This window comes from Bacillus sp. JZ34, from assembly GCF_053903205.1.
Map to the genome: position 1 here is coordinate 4128136 of NZ_CP096403.1, position 12899 is coordinate 4141034.

Here is a 12899-nt window from a genome sequence, read left to right on the forward strand (position 1 = left end):
CAAACGATATCACAAACCGGTCACCGGTTTCTTTCTGAATTAAGCAAGACTCTCTTCCTTCCCATTCAAGCTCAAACAGCTGTTCCAAATGAAATATTCCGTGTGGAAAGCTTCCGGTATACAAAGCTGACGCGGCTGCAGCGGCTGTCTGTGCGGTAATGATGGTTCATTTTCGCCGAACAGCGCGATGCCTGTCCCGGTGCTCCGGCCGTTTTTCAATCCTTCAGCATCCACCTTTACCGCGTATTGCGCTGATCCGATGTTGAGCGCCCCCAGCATACGGACCGCCAGATTTCGAATTCCCTTATTGTTTAAGAGCTTGACTGCGCCGATTTTTTGCATGGCCGCAATCAGCACAGTGGCAGGCCTTGAATCAAAGCAAAGCCGGGTAGAAACAGAAGGGACGGCTAATGTGCCTGGCAATGTCACCTGATCGGAAAAAGGAAACCGGTACGCTGTCCGGCGCCCCAATCGCCCGCCGAAGTTTGTCCGCCGGCCGTCTGTAAAACTGCTGACTTCCATCAAGCGTCCATTTTCTTTCACATCATACACCGTATTCAGATGGTCAACTGTCCACTCGATCGCCGCTTGTCCGTGGCTGTCACCTAAACCGAGCATAATCGCAATATCAATCCGGCTCGTTTCATCGAGAGCCTGGGCGGCTTTCTGCGCAAGTAAATTGGTAAGCCCCGGAGCCAGGCCGACGCTTAATAATCCCGTGCCGCGGCATGCTTTGTCATTCAGCTGTTCAAGCTGAGCCAAAAATGAACCGTTCGCCGTAATGTCGATATAATCCGTGCCGCTCGCCAGACAAGCCTCTGCCAACTCAATGTTTTCCTGATCGATGCACACGATCACCAGCTTCGTCGTTTTGAGCCAATCCCAGTCAGCCGGTGCATCTCTGTTGAAACGCATCGGCTTCACTTGGCCGCCCGTTTCCTGACTAAAACGCTCGGCGTGATTCAGGTTTCTTCCGGCAGCATACACACGGCCCGGATATTTTTCTCCGAGACTCCGGCAGATTTGGGCGCCGACATGACCGTACCCGCCGATCACGACAATATGTTTCTTCATTGTTTGCCGCCTCCTTTCACAGCAAACCAGCCGTCGATTACATAAGCGCTGAAAAATCTCGTTGCGTTTGTAAAGCCTGCTTTGCCGAGCAGATCCTCCACCTCTGAAGCCGGCACCGGATGAGAGCGGCTGCCGATTGAAGCGGAAAAGCTCTCCCATTCCTGTTCAGAAATCCCGCCTGCCAGCATATGCTCCTTCCAGGCACACATCTGCCACTTGAATGTCTCTGACGTCATGTCGCCTTGAATGGCCGCAATGAAAAACGGAGCGCCATCCGCCAATCTTGAGGCGATCTGCTGCAAAAATTCAAGCTTATGGCGGACAAAGTGAAGCACAAGCATGCATGTCGCAGCATCATATTGAAATCCGCACTCAAGCTGATGTACTTCTCCTTCAATCAGATCGGCTTGAGGCTGAATTCCGGCGAGCTCCAGCCTTTTTCTCGCCAAACCGAGCATGCTGGCAGACGGATCGACTCCTGTAAATGACCAATTCGGGTGTCTTTTTGCAAGCGTCACGAGCTCCTGCCCGCCTCCGGCCCCGACGACCATCACATTAGCCGCATCTTCAGAAAGCCGGACCGTCAACAAGCGATCCATCATATCGTAGAGCATTTCATAGCATGGGATTTTTAAAGGGATTTTCTTTTCGTATTGATAGACATCAGGATGATTCCAGTCCATGTTCATGACAAGCCGTTCTCCTTTTAGTAAAATTAATTAAGAATTGTTCTCAATTATAAAGGAGTTTCAACAAACCACCATCCCTTAAACCTGGGATTTTTAAAGAGGAGGACCGACATGAACCGGCCGTTAAAAGACATACTGAACGAACTGCAGCGCACAACCCGTTCTTCGCCCCAATATATCGAAGCCATGCTGTCTGCATTAAAACAGGCGATTCCGTTTGATGCATCATGCTGCACGGCTGTAGACCCCAAGACCTTACTGTCCATCGGAGCCGTCACAGACGATCAAATTGAAGCGATCCATCCGCAATTATTCGAGCTTGAGTACACGCAGGAGGATGTGAATCGATTCGAAGCCTTAATTCAGACACGGCAGACAGCGGCTATATTAAGTGAATCGGTCAAAGGAGACTTCCGGCAAAGCAAACGCTACAGCAACATTCTTGGGCCTGCAGGCTATGAAGATGAATTGCGCGCCGTTCTGCTCAGCAAGGGGGAGTGCCGGGGATACCTTACCCTATTGAGGAAAAGAGGACAGCCGCTATTCACAGAAAAGGATAAGAGCTTACTCGCTTCACTCGCACCGCTTATCGGCCGGCACCTTCAGCAATTCAGACACCACCTGTCAAAAAAAGACGTGTTTCACATGAAACATGTCGGAGGCATTCTAATTTTGTCGGAAGACCTGCAGCCCTTGTCATGCAACCGAGCGGCCCTCCATTGGCTAAATATCTTGCGCGGCTGGGAAAGGATCGGCAGCGATGCCGTGCCGAGACCTATCCGGGCCGTCTGCACGCGGGCAGCGGCTGAAACTGCCGATCCGGCAAAAACGGTCATCTCGATTCCGGGTCATTCCTGCCTATCCATTAAAGCGAGTCGTTTAGACGGCTTTGGTCCATCAGGCCAGATCGCCGTTTCATTCGAGCCTGCTTCACCGGCAGAAACCATACCGCTGATAGCAGAAGCCTACAACCTGTCCGACCGGGAAAAAGACATCGTGTACCGGGTCATCCGCGGACTTTCAACAAAAGCCATCGGAGACGAATTGCATATATCGGCTTACACCGTTCAAGACCACTTGAAATCGATTTTTTTGAAGACGGGCGCAGGAAACCGGAGGGAGCTGATGTGGAAGCTGCTTGATGATGTGCTGGAGTGAAAATAAAGCGGGTGGAAAACTGTTCTCAACTCCGATTCCACAGACGAGACACGAAGTGTTTTTCACTATGTCTTATCTTGTAGGAATGAAGACCAGCAAATTCAGAGGACTTAACTTTTTCTTCATTCCACCCCATCCTGTTCATTGAACAGCTCGTCCAAACGCGCCACAGCATCCTGTTTTTCAAAGGTGCTGAACCATAGGTCGTCATACGAATCCAAAATGCGGTAATGGTGAGAAATCAAGTTTTGCTGAAGGCGAAACTCGCCTTTTTTCTCAATGTCCCGCCACCACACTTTTCCGCCGAGCGTCTTCCCTTTTGGTCTGTCGATGCTTCGGTGAGCGACAGTCTCCACCACCTCAAGGGGCTCATCCCCGAGCACGGCCTGCAGCACCTCACTGTTCCGAAAAAGCGCGCATACCGCGACAACATGCGCCCACCCCGCTGCCGACCTGCCCTTTTCAATTTGCACGAGCGTTTTCTTCGACATCCCGAGCACGTTCGCCATTTTCTCCTGCGTATAGCCGCTTTCCGCACGGATTAATCTTAACTTGGATGAAATGAGTTCGGTTATGTATTCTTTATCCATGGAGGAACCTCCGATGTTCTTTTTAGTGTAATATTACACTAAAAGTTACAATGGTTCAATTTTTATGACCCTGTAATTGCTGTCAGTTTAACACTCTCCTTATGATCTTCACCATTGTGATTCCATTCCACGACAGCTTTAAATTGCTCATTCTTTTCACAAAATACGATTTTTTCATTAAGCAACATCATACAAGAAATTTCTCAAAAACATGATAAACTTAAACATCATCACACCAAGGAGGCCCGACATGCGAAATGAAACCCGCACGCTTTTCCTCGACCCTGATCTAAATGTTGAAGCCTACCGCTTTAAAGGCATTATGCAGAAGTTTCCGAATCACTTTCACGAGTACTTTGTGATTGGTTTTATTGAGAAGGGGCAGCGCTATTTGCTTTGCAAAGGAGAAGAATACATCATTAATCAGGGCGACCTCGTGCTTTTCAATCCTTATGACACGCACAGTTGCGAGCAGATTGACGGAAAGGCGCTCGATTATCGCTGCATAAATGTGATGCCTGACGTTATGAGAAAATTTGTGAAGGAGATCACCGGAACCGACAGCCTCCCATATTTCACGGAAAATGTCTTGTTCCGTCATGAGCTGAACGCCAGCTTGAAGGAGCTTCACATTCAAATATTGCAGAAAGAAAAAGCCTTGAAAAAAGAGGAGCTTTTTCTCAACCTCCTCGAGGAGTTGATTCGGACGTATTCTGATGTTGCGTTTCTCGAAAATGCGCCTGAACCGTCCGACGAAGTCAAAGCGGTGTGCGGTTATTTGGAATCCCATTACCAGGAAAACATTACGCTTGAACATTTAAGCAAGCTGGCAGGCTGGAGCAAGTATCACCTCCTGCGGTCGTTTACGAAGCAGAAAGGAATTTCCCCCTACAGCTACTTGGAAACCGTCCGTATCAATCATGCGAAAAAGCTGTTGGAAGAAGGCGTAAAACCAATCGATGCCGCTTTCCAAACAGGCTTCAGCGATCAGAGCCATATGACGAAATTTTTCAAGCGGCAGGTCGGGCTGACGCCGAAACAATATATGAAAATCTTTGAATATGACAGGCAGGAGATCAAAGGATGAAGACAAGACGCGAAACCGCCGGACACCTCGCAGCTGTTATCACGATCATCATCTGGGGTACCACTTTTGTCTCGACAAAGGTGTTGCTCGAGGATTTTGCGCCCGTAGATATATTGTTTTACCGGTTTCTCATCGGATTGATCGTGCTGATTATGGTGCATCCGCATGTGCTGACATTCCGGAGCTGGAGGCAGGAAGCGCTGTTTGCGGGAGCAGGCTTATGCGGGGTGACGCTTTATTTTCTGTTGGAAAACATCGCGCTTACCCTTACCTACGCCTCAAACGCCGGCATGATCGTCGCGGTTATTCCGATGATCACCGCGGTATTGGCGCATTTTTTCCTTTCGGGCGAAAAGTTGGAGCCCCGATTCTTCATTGGATTCGCCGCTGCTTTTACAGGACTTGCGCTCATTTTCTTTAACGGACAAATGATGCTCAAGCTGAATCCGCTCGGCGACATTCTTGCTGCTGCCTCTGCATTCGTCTGGGCGGCATATGCGATTTTGATGAAAAAAATCAGCACTTTCGGTTATCATACAATCCAATGCACACAGCGGATCTTTCTGTACGGCTTGCTATTCATGGTTCCCGCTCTGTTCCTGTTTGATTTCCGCTTCGACGCAAGCCCTTTCGCCTCCCCCGCCAATTGGCTGAATATCCTGTTCTTAGGTGCGGGCGCTTCTGCGCTTTGCTTTGTGACATGGAACTGGTCGGTCGGTGTGCTTGGGGCGGTAAAAACGAGCGCTTATATCTATATGGTACCCGTCATCACCATTGCCGCATCCGTCGTCATTCTGCAAGAAAAACTGACATGGGTTGCTTTTTGCGGAGGAGCGCTCACATTGGCCGGTCTTTATATTTCTGAAACAAAACCAAAACCTCAGCTGAAGGAGGAACAAATTTGATAGAAGAGACAAAATGCGCACTGATCATCGATGAAAGCCTGCCACTCGGGCTAATTGCCAATACAGCTGCAATCCTGGGGGCTGCACTCGGCAAAAACAACCCCGGCCTGCTCGGAGAAAATGTAACGGACGGCTCGGGAATCGACCATTTGGGTATCGTCAAACTTCCAATCCCCATTTTAAAAGGCAACGCCGAGCTGCTTCATCAATTAAGACAAAAGCTGTTGACCGACGAATTCAACGATATTCTGACGGTCGATTTCACCGATGTCGCGCAAGGCATTCATACATATGAAGAATTTATTGAAACATTTCAAAGCACCGCAGCTTCCGATTACCGCTATTTTGGAATCGGCGTTTGTGGCGATAAGAAAAAAGTCGCGCGGCTGACAGGAAGCTTAGGGCTGTTGAGATAAACAAAATACGGAAATTGACTTCGCTTCATTTAATGAAGGAGTCAATTTCCGTATTTTTTTGTCAATAGTAAAAAGAGGAACAATTGGGGTTGCAGTTGGAGGAATTATCATAACAACAGCTGGTGTAATTAGCTGGAACTCAGCATCTGAAATCGCTATTGGCACGGCGGTGTCTGCTGTGATATTTAGATAACTAATATCTCATTAATTTCCTTATTTAATGAAAGCTAAATAAATACATATTATAATGTATTTATTCAGTTTTTCAAAATTAAAGTATCGTGGAGGTATTACATTGAACACAGACAAACAAGTATTCATTGAAACGCAAAAAACAGCCAAAACCCTTAAAACTTACCGCGATAAGAGTGACGAAGAGTTATTAGCCTTTCTCGCTAAACAAGATTCATTAACCTTAAATCAACTGAAAGTCTATTACTCAGATCCTTCATTTGCGCTTCATTATTTCATTAGTGCGGCCTTTTTCAGTATAATATTGGCTACCTTCATAACTGCAATTCTTTCTGGTCAAGCAGCTTCGATATTCCCTTTCATTTCCGGCATCTCCATTCTAATATTAGCTGTCATATTTGCGGGGTGTATCTTCTGGGTGCTTAAACAGCTTGTCATCCTGAAAAAAAAGCCGATTCAATTCATTACCCACTTTTCCAAGAAAGCCGAGTTTGCACGTATCATAAAAATGATTGATTATGTTTTACAACAAAAATACCAAAAGGTATTGAATACACCGTACCAATAAACTCTCATGTTTTTTATGAAATAGGAGTGACAATCCAATGAGAAACGAAAAACAATTATTTGAAAAAGCCGAACATACAGCCAAACTCCTTGAATCTCACAAAAGTGACGAAGAGCTGCTTACATACCTTGCAAATCAAGATTCTGTTGCATTAAATCAGCTAAAAATCTATTTTTCAAACCCCAGCTTTACTTTAACATATTTTATTAAAGGCATTTTTTTTAGTAGTATGACTGCTGTAATTATGGCGGCCTTTTTATCTGGTCAAGTCTCCACCTTCACCCATGACCTTTCAAGGTTTTTTTCATTCTGCTTCATGTTCTATCTGATGTTCTCTTTGCTTTGGATCGTCAAAATGCTAATCACCTCGCGAAAAGGACCAATGCAAACAATCCTGCATTTCCAAAAAAGAGCGGAATATTCCAGAATCACGGGTATGATTGATTTTATTTTAGAAGAACGTTTAAAAAAAGAACTCAATTAGAAAGCAGAGGAACATTCACCTCTGCTTTGATTCTCTAACAATCAAACAAAAAAAGAAGGACAAATGACATGCAAACAGACAAACAATTATTCGAAAAAACAAAACAAATAGCAGAAGCTATATTATTATCGAAAACTGAAAACGATGAAGAGCTGATGGCATACCTCGAAAAACAAGATTTATCCACGCTAAACCGGCTGAAAGTTTATTTTTCGGGTCCTACGCTAAAAATTAGCCACGTGATCAAAGCTTCGCTTTACAGCTCCTTCACTGCCAGCATTATAACTGCTATATTTTCTGGTCAAGTCGTTTCCATTTCATATGACATCGAGCATAATTCTTTTCCTTTGATATTAACAATATTACTTTTAGCCAGCTCGATCTGGGTGTTCGGCACGATCACTAAATCACAGAGAAACAAAGACCAAAACTTCTTACACTTTAGAAAAAAATCGAACCATACAAAAATTATTGGAATGATTGACTTCGTTTTGGAAAACAAATATAAAAATATTTTAAATTGAAAAAAGCATCCCTAAAGATGCTTTTTTTATGCTTACTCACCACTAGACAAATTCTGTCTTCTCTCCTGCTCCGCGATGATTTCATTGTCCTCAGCGTTGTCTCTCGTCACTTTCTGCGTCAAAATCGCGCCGACCGCCACTAAAATCATCACAGCTATGTAATAGCCTTTTTCATTGAGCTGCAGGTTGTCCGCATTGTAAAGGCCGATACCGAACAAAAAGACCCCCGCAAAAAATGTGAAATATGACATAACCGTAAAGGCCGTTGTGTTTCTTCTTCTGTGTTTCTGCATCTTAATACCTCCTAAAGAATAAAACTATTATACTTTATTTAGGTCAACAGAAGAAGAATGTTCTTCCTCCCCACACATAATTTAGTAAATATGTCACACAGTGATAAAAAAGGCCTACAAAATAAAAAACCGAGAATGTCTCCCGGTTTTTAATGCTTTTCTTCGCCTAAAACAGCTTCTGCAATATTGACGGCATGGTCGCCGATCCTTTCCAGATTGCTGGTGATATCGACGAAGATCACGCCTGCTTGTCCGCTGCATAATCCGTCGTTTAAGCGAAGAATGTGCTTTTTGCGAAGCTTGCGTTCCATTTTATCGATTTGATTTTCTTTTTCGACTACACGTCTTGCGGCATCTTCGTTATTTTCTCCAAGAGCTGTGATGGACTCCTTAACAGTGGAAATAGTCAGATCAAGCATTTCTGTTAAGTCCGCCATTGCCGCTTCGGAAATTTTCACCCTGTTGGATTGCTGGTACTCGCCAAGCTCAACCAAGTTTTCAAAGTGATCGCCGATTCTTTCAATGTCTCTGACTGTGTCCATTAACATATGATGTTCTTCAGATTCTTGTTCAGAAAGAGTGGTCGCTGACAGTTCGATCAAATAATCAGTAATCTTTCTGTCCAAATTGTTGATCGCATCTTCTATTTGAAAAGCGCTTTGCGCATGTTTTGCCTGTTTTGTATTAAAAAACTCTTTTGTTTCCTCAAGTCCCTTTACCGCAAATTCACCCATGCGCAATACTTCTTCTTTTACCTGACCCAGCGCAATTGAAGGAGACTGCTGAATGAACAGCGGATCCAGATGTGTTGCTTTATAGTCCACAACCGAATCTTTGCCCGGAATCAGCTTCGTAACGATCAAAGCCAATATGCCGACAAACGGAAGCTGAATCAGCGTATTCGACGTATTAAAGATCCCGTGGGCAAACGCAATCACCATCTTAGGGTCCAGCCCTAAAGAGGATTGAAGCGTTAAAATCAAAGCTGTGAACGGCTTCAGCAAGATCAGGAAGATAACTGTCCCAATCAGGTTGAATAATACGTGAACGGCCGCGGCCCGTTTGGCTGCAACGGAGGCGCCAAGAGATGCCAGTACGGCGGTAATCGTCGTACCGATATTGTCTCCAAATAATACAGGCAGAGCGCCGTTGAGATCTATTAATGAATCGGCAAACAGCCCTTGCAGGATCCCGATCGTTGCACTTGAGCTTTGGACGAGAACGGTGAAAAGGGTGCCGACAATCACACCGAGAACTGGATTCGCACTCATGCTGACTGTTAAATCATGAAAAGCTTCAACCGTCCGAAGCGGCTTCATCCCGCTGCTCATTAACTCCAAGCCATAGAAAAGTGCACCAAATCCAAACAGAATTTGTCCGATGTTCTGGAGCTTTTTGTTTTTAAAGAAAAACAGCAAAAATGAACCAATGGCGATGATCGGAAGCGCATATGCCCCAACGTCAAAGCCGATAATAAAGGCTGTGGCCGTCGTTCCGATGTTCGCACCCATAATGACGCCGATCGCCTGGCGGAGGGTCATAAAGCCGGCGCTGACAAGACCGACAGTAATAACGGTGGTGCCGGAACTGCTTTGAATTAAAACCGTGACAATCATACCTGCCAAAACACCCATCAGAGGGTTGCTTGTAAAACGATCTAAAATGTCTCTCAGCTTATCTCCGGCTGATTTTTGGAGTCCTTCTCCCATAAACTTAATACCAAGAAGAAAAATCCCGAGACCTCCAATGAATTCAAAAAGCAATTTCTGCACATCTATTTCCAAAGTCGTTGCCCCCCTAATTCGACATAAATCTACAAACCAAACACTATGATTATGATGGAGATTAAAGCCTATGTAAACGATTCAAATCGAAAATTTACAATAACTTAACATTGCCGGCTGATGATTTACATTCCCTTAACATTGCCTGGACTGATCGCAAATATACCCTATTCCAACAGGCAAAAATCCCGAACTTTTTCATGGGTTAAACCGTATTTAAAACTAAAGGAGAGATCACATATGCCAAACAGAGCTAACGGTACTCACATTAAAATTAAAAAGACAAAAGGGGAACGGGTTTGGAACGTATTTGGCTATTTCTTTTACCTGGGATCAATTATCTTTTTGGCCGCTGTCTGGGGAGCACTCCCCGAAAAAGTGCCTGCACATTACAACGCACTCGGTGAAGTCGATCGCTGGGGATCAAAATGGGAGCTTTTGATATTGCCGGGGATCGGATTACTTATCCTTCTGTTCATGCAATTCTTAGAAAAGCACCCTGAGATTCATAATCATCCAAAGCGTCTGAATGAAACAAACGCTGAACAGTTCTACCTGCTCAGCCGAAAGTTGATCAACCGCTTAAAAAATGCATGCCTCATCATTTTTTCTCTCATATTAATGGAATCTGTGTCAATCGCTTTAGACTTGGGAAGCGGATTTGGCGGATGGTTTCTTCCGGTTGCCTTACTCGGCACCGCCATGCTTGTGGCCGTAAGTTTAATACAGCAACAAAAGATCAAATAACGGTCAGGTGCATATTTGTAAAGATTCAAAATGGTCGTCCCCGACGGATTTTTATTGTTAGTCGAAACGGAGGTATTCAATGTTCGAAGCAATTATTCTATTTATTTTAGGGGTCTCGGTTCTCGCAGCCGGCTTTTTATCTTTAAAAAGAGAGCTGTCAACTGAATCTGTTTCTATATCTTCCACTGATGAAGCTAAATCCGAATTCAAAAAAATGTTAGATGATCACGGCTGGTTTTACCTGACCGGTATCGCCCTTTTCATGCAATTTATATTTCGCGGATTTCACTTTACATTTGAACACTTTTTTTACGCCTTCATCATTAGCTCTGGAATCCAGTCGATTTTTTACTTATTTAAAAAAAGGAATTTGGGCTATAAGGTATGCGCGGTGATTGTGGTGAGTTTTTTAGTTATCTATCTTTAAAAAAAGAGTGATGAACACTGGAATCTTGTTCATCACTCTTTCGAATGCCGTTAATTATTTCGCTTCTGAGATTTTTGCAACAATTTGAGCCAATCCTTCTTTAATTGGAGTGAGCGGACGGCCGAGCACTTTTTCAAAATCATCGCTTTCGACTTCAAGTGTGCCTTCACGAATGCCTTTTTGGATTTCGACAACCATCGGAATCAGAAAATCCGGTACACCCGCATTTTTCATGATATCGCGATAGGCAGCATCGTCAACATGCTGAACGGATACTTCTTTGCCCAATACTTCTGCAAGGACAGAAGCGATTTCTTCCTGAGTTAATAGTTTGCCTGAAAGTTCGTAGACGGTGTTTTCGTGGCCTTCGCCGGACAGAACCGCCGCCGCTGCATCCGCGTAATCCTGCTGCAGCGCCCAGCCCACCTTGCCGTTCTCTGCTGACGTCACCCAAGGGGCTCCCGCCAAAACACCTTGAATACTCGACATTTCATTTTCCAAGTACCAGTTATTGCGCAAGAAGGAGTATGGAATCCCCGTTTTCAAAATCGCTTCTTCAGTTGCTTTGTGAGTCGGCGCAAGGAAGTTTTTGCTTTCGCGGGCATTCGCAATACTCGTATAAGCGATAAACCGAACTCCCGCGCGTTCTGCGGCGGCTACCGCGTTGCCGTGCTGACGGATTCTCGTCTCATTGTCTCCATCGGCAGAGATGATCAGCAGACGGTCAACGCCTTGAAATGCGGATGCCAATGTTTCCGGGCGGTCAAAATCCCCTTGACGCACATCGACTCCTCGCGCCTGCAGCGCTTCCGCTTTTTCCGGATTGCGCACGCTGACCGCCAACTGATCCGCCGGTACAGTTTCCAGCAGTTTTTTCACAACTTTCGATCCTAATTTTCCAGTTGCTCCTGTTACTAACATTTTCATAATCAAATTCCTCCTAATGTTTTAATGTCGAACTGTAACAAAAAACGTTACACTTGATGTAACTATCATAATTACAAATAGACTGATTGTCAACAGGAATGTCTTTCACTTGGCTAAAAAAATAAAAGTAGACGACATACGCCCTCCTGGCTCTCTTGTCAATATGGAAATAATAGAGTAAGATGTTATCATTGATTTTGGTCGACCAGATACCGTCGACCCTCAGATGATGCGAAATCAGTTATTCATAAAGGGGAAGAAGCAACATGTTGATTGTGTTGGTTATGTTTTTATTAGGTCTTGTGCTTGGCTTTGTCGGGGCCGGCGGAGCCGGATTCGTCATCGCACTGTTAACGATGATGTTTCACATTCCGATTCATACAGCATTGGGAACATCTCTGGCCGGTATGGCTTTTACGAGCTTATCAGGAACGTACAGCCACTTTCGCGAAGGAAATATCAAGCTGAAAATCGGCTTAACCGTCGGCTGTTTTGCTGCAATAGGATCCTTTGCAGGAGCTAAGCTGACTTCTCTGATACCTTCAAGTTCATTGCACTATATGACCGCAGGAATGTTATTCTTATCGGCCATTCTGATTTTAATCAGATTATTCTTTTTGCAAGAAAAAGAAGCTGACCAGGGAACGAACCTTGCCTTTTGGATCAAGGCCAGTTTATTGGGAATCGTAGCCGGCATCCTGTCCGGAACGTTCGGAATCGGCTCGGCGCCTTTTATTCAAATCGGGTTGATGATGATGCTGAATCTGTCTATTCGCCATTCCGTAGGAACGACGATGCTCGTCATTATTCCGCTCTCGTTAGGCGGTGGGGCGGGCTATATTTCAGAAGGCTTCGTCGATTATGTTCTGTTGGTCAAAATCTTGATCGGTACGATGTGCGGCGCTTATGTCGGAGCTAAATTCACCAATGTCCTGCCGAAAGTCGTCTTGAAATCGGGTTTATTTTTAACTCCCGCCGTTTCAGGGTTCATTCTCTTATTTTAATTAACTTGGAATGGCTATAGCGGGAGATCA

At 45.0% G+C, this 12899-nt stretch carries 16 protein-coding genes; 10 read left to right on the plus strand and 6 right to left on the minus strand.

Going from position 1 to position 12899, the window contains the following annotated elements; all coding sequences use genetic code 11:
* Window positions 1-39: 39 nt before the first annotated feature.
* Both M1D90_RS20820 and M1D90_RS20825 read right to left on the minus strand, forming a co-directional pair.
* On the minus strand, window positions 40-1074 hold the full coding sequence (locus M1D90_RS20820; RefSeq protein ID WP_456283036.1) for a saccharopine dehydrogenase family protein: 1035 nt from the start codon (window positions 1072-1074) through the stop codon (window positions 40-42).
* Window positions 1071-1763, minus strand: a complete 693-nt coding sequence (locus tag M1D90_RS20825) for a class I SAM-dependent methyltransferase (RefSeq protein WP_456283037.1) — start codon at window positions 1761-1763, stop codon at window positions 1071-1073. The genes M1D90_RS20820 and M1D90_RS20825 overlap by 4 nt, the downstream gene beginning before the upstream one ends.
* A gap of 111 nt (window positions 1764-1874) precedes the next feature.
* Here M1D90_RS20825 and M1D90_RS20830 point away from each other — a divergent pair, with 111 nt between their 5' ends.
* Window positions 1875-2921 carry a helix-turn-helix transcriptional regulator gene (locus M1D90_RS20830; RefSeq protein WP_456283038.1) on the plus strand — a complete coding sequence of 349 codons (1047 nt, stop codon included), beginning with the start codon at window positions 1875-1877 and terminating at the stop codon, window positions 2919-2921.
* Window positions 2922-3043: 122 nt separating this feature from the next.
* On the opposite strand, the gene M1D90_RS20835 is transcribed toward M1D90_RS20830, so the two are convergent.
* On the minus strand, window positions 3044-3511 hold the full coding sequence (locus M1D90_RS20835) for a helix-turn-helix domain-containing protein (protein WP_025810853.1): 468 nt from the start codon (window positions 3509-3511) through the stop codon (window positions 3044-3046).
* Window positions 3512-3761: 250 nt separating this feature from the next.
* Between M1D90_RS20835 and M1D90_RS20840 the strand changes: the two genes are divergently transcribed.
* From M1D90_RS20840 to M1D90_RS20865, 6 genes are all read left to right on the plus strand, one after another.
* Window positions 3762-4598 (plus strand): AraC family ligand binding domain-containing protein, encoded by an 837-nt coding sequence (locus M1D90_RS20840; protein WP_023857734.1) that lies wholly within the window; start codon window positions 3762-3764, stop codon window positions 4596-4598.
* On the plus strand, window positions 4595-5503 hold the full coding sequence (locus M1D90_RS20845; protein WP_020449965.1) for a DMT family transporter: 909 nt from the start codon (window positions 4595-4597) through the stop codon (window positions 5501-5503). Before M1D90_RS20840 ends, M1D90_RS20845 begins: the two co-directional genes overlap by 4 nt.
* Window positions 5500-5919 (plus strand): DUF2000 domain-containing protein, encoded by a 420-nt coding sequence (locus M1D90_RS20850; RefSeq protein WP_023857733.1) that lies wholly within the window; start codon window positions 5500-5502, stop codon window positions 5917-5919. Before M1D90_RS20845 ends, M1D90_RS20850 begins: the two co-directional genes overlap by 4 nt.
* A 295-nt stretch (window positions 5920-6214) precedes the next feature.
* Window positions 6215-6679 carry a hypothetical protein gene (locus M1D90_RS20855; protein WP_025810857.1) on the plus strand — a complete coding sequence of 155 codons (465 nt, stop codon included), beginning with the start codon at window positions 6215-6217 and terminating at the stop codon, window positions 6677-6679.
* Window positions 6680-6716: 37 nt separating this feature from the next.
* Entirely contained in the window at window positions 6717-7163 is a 447-nt protein-coding gene (locus M1D90_RS20860) for a hypothetical protein (protein WP_020449962.1), read from the plus strand.
* A gap of 68 nt (window positions 7164-7231) precedes the next feature.
* Window positions 7232-7687, plus strand: a complete 456-nt coding sequence (locus M1D90_RS20865; protein ID WP_025810859.1) for a hypothetical protein — start codon at window positions 7232-7234, stop codon at window positions 7685-7687.
* A gap of 32 nt (window positions 7688-7719) precedes the next feature.
* Here the strand turns inward: M1D90_RS20865 and M1D90_RS20870 are convergent, their stop codons facing one another.
* Both M1D90_RS20870 and M1D90_RS20875 read right to left on the minus strand, forming a co-directional pair.
* Window positions 7720-7980 (minus strand): YiaA/YiaB family inner membrane protein, encoded by a 261-nt coding sequence (locus M1D90_RS20870; protein WP_020449960.1) that lies wholly within the window; start codon window positions 7978-7980, stop codon window positions 7720-7722.
* A 149-nt stretch (window positions 7981-8129) separates the two neighbouring features.
* Entirely contained in the window at window positions 8130-9764 is a 1635-nt protein-coding gene (locus M1D90_RS20875; RefSeq protein ID WP_023857728.1) for a Na/Pi cotransporter family protein, read from the minus strand.
* Between the two features lie 240 nt (window positions 9765-10004).
* On the opposite strand from M1D90_RS20875, the gene M1D90_RS20880 reads away from it, so the two are divergent.
* Together M1D90_RS20880 and M1D90_RS20885 are read left to right on the plus strand one after the other, a co-directional pair.
* On the plus strand, window positions 10005-10511 hold the full coding sequence (locus M1D90_RS20880; RefSeq protein ID WP_224146509.1) for a DUF1648 domain-containing protein: 507 nt from the start codon (window positions 10005-10007) through the stop codon (window positions 10509-10511).
* A 79-nt stretch (window positions 10512-10590) separates the two neighbouring features.
* Window positions 10591-10938 carry a hypothetical protein gene (locus M1D90_RS20885; RefSeq protein ID WP_224146510.1) on the plus strand — a complete coding sequence of 116 codons (348 nt, stop codon included), beginning with the start codon at window positions 10591-10593 and terminating at the stop codon, window positions 10936-10938.
* A 54-nt stretch (window positions 10939-10992) separates the two neighbouring features.
* Here the strand turns inward: M1D90_RS20885 and M1D90_RS20890 are convergent, their stop codons facing one another.
* Entirely contained in the window at window positions 10993-11865 is an 873-nt protein-coding gene (locus M1D90_RS20890) for an SDR family oxidoreductase (protein WP_456283039.1), read from the minus strand.
* A 266-nt stretch (window positions 11866-12131) separates the two neighbouring features.
* On the opposite strand from M1D90_RS20890, the gene M1D90_RS20895 reads away from it, so the two are divergent.
* Window positions 12132-12869, plus strand: a complete 738-nt coding sequence (locus M1D90_RS20895) for a sulfite exporter TauE/SafE family protein (protein ID WP_035337405.1) — start codon at window positions 12132-12134, stop codon at window positions 12867-12869.
* Window positions 12870-12899 lie beyond the last annotated feature (30 nt).

Bases quoted from the DNA above. Each gene is read 5' to 3' on its own strand.
- M1D90_RS20860 (WP_020449962.1), top strand. From the start codon at position 6,717: ATGAGAAACGAAAAACAATTATTTGAAAAAGCCGAACATACAGCCAAA.
- M1D90_RS20880 (WP_224146509.1), top strand. From the start codon at position 10,005: ATGCCAAACAGAGCTAACGGTACTCACATTAAAATTAAAAAGACAAAA.
- M1D90_RS20835 (WP_025810853.1), bottom strand. From the start codon at position 3,511: ATGGATAAAGAATACATAACCGAACTCATTTCATCCAAGTTAAGATTA.
- M1D90_RS20890 (WP_456283039.1), bottom strand. From the start codon at position 11,865: ATGAAAATGTTAGTAACAGGAGCAACTGGAAAATTAGGATCGAAAGTT.
- M1D90_RS20885 (WP_224146510.1), top strand. From the start codon at position 10,591: ATGTTCGAAGCAATTATTCTATTTATTTTAGGGGTCTCGGTTCTCGCA.
- M1D90_RS20830 (WP_456283038.1), top strand. From the start codon at position 1,875: ATGAACCGGCCGTTAAAAGACATACTGAACGAACTGCAGCGCACAACC.
- M1D90_RS20820 (WP_456283036.1), bottom strand. From the start codon at position 1,074: ATGAAGAAACATATTGTCGTGATCGGCGGGTACGGTCATGTCGGCGCC.
- M1D90_RS20825 (WP_456283037.1), bottom strand. From the start codon at position 1,763: ATGAACATGGACTGGAATCATCCTGATGTCTATCAATACGAAAAGAAA.
- M1D90_RS20870 (WP_020449960.1), bottom strand. From the start codon at position 7,980: ATGCAGAAACACAGAAGAAGAAACACAACGGCCTTTACGGTTATGTCA.
- M1D90_RS20895 (WP_035337405.1), top strand. From the start codon at position 12,132: ATGTTGATTGTGTTGGTTATGTTTTTATTAGGTCTTGTGCTTGGCTTT.
- M1D90_RS20865 (WP_025810859.1), top strand. From the start codon at position 7,232: ATGCAAACAGACAAACAATTATTCGAAAAAACAAAACAAATAGCAGAA.
- M1D90_RS20840 (WP_023857734.1), top strand. From the start codon at position 3,762: ATGCGAAATGAAACCCGCACGCTTTTCCTCGACCCTGATCTAAATGTT.
- M1D90_RS20845 (WP_020449965.1), top strand. From the start codon at position 4,595: ATGAAGACAAGACGCGAAACCGCCGGACACCTCGCAGCTGTTATCACG.